General features: G+C 64.6%; 1 protein-coding gene. It reads right to left on the reverse strand.

Annotation, left to right across the window (positions count from 1 at the left end; all coding sequences use genetic code 11):
- Positions 1–172: 172 nt before the first annotated feature.
- Positions 173–658, reverse strand: a 486-nt coding sequence (locus GEV06_28885; GenBank protein ID MPZ21858.1) for an AcrB/AcrD/AcrF family protein, incomplete at its 5' end; no start/stop codon positions are given.

The following is a 658-nucleotide window of genomic DNA, read 5'->3' on the forward strand; positions in this document are numbered from 1 at the left end:
GAGCCCGGCGGTCACGAACAAGAACATCGAGTGGAGGATTGTGCTCATCTCGAGATACTCCTCGAACCGTACTGGATTCGCCAGAAGACCGGTCTCAGGCAGCCCTATCTCCGCGTCGACGAGCTCGATGCGCAATACCCGCGGGCTGATGCATTCGAGCCGCGCAGCCCGTTTACGCGCCCCTGCGAAGCACGCGCAGCACGACAGGCGTCGCGACAAGCGACAGCAGCACGGAGATGCCCAAGGCTCCCATCACCGCGATCGCCAGCGGCTTCAACATATCCGCACCGGATCCGACGCCGTACGCCAGCGGCAGCATGCCGAGCGCAGCGGCGAGCGACGTCATGAGCACCGGACGCAGGCGCCGACGTCCCGAGCGCGCCAGCGCATCCTCGAACGCGGCGCCTCGCGTGACGAAGTGCTCGACGAAATCCAGCATCAGAATACCGTTCTTCGCCACGATGCCGATCCCGATGATGGCGCCGAGGAACGACACGACGTTCAGCGACGTGCCAGTCACCCAGAGCGCCAGCAGGGTGCCGAAGAGCGACAGGATTGCGCCCGCGACGATCGCGAGCGGCTCGGCGAACGACCGGAACTCGATCAGAAGGACGGTGAAGACCAGTACCACGGCCATTCCGAGCACGACCTCAGATTT

This window comes from Luteitalea sp. (assembly GCA_009377605.1).
Taxonomy (GTDB): Bacteria; Acidobacteriota; Vicinamibacteria; order Vicinamibacterales; family Vicinamibacteraceae; genus WHTT01.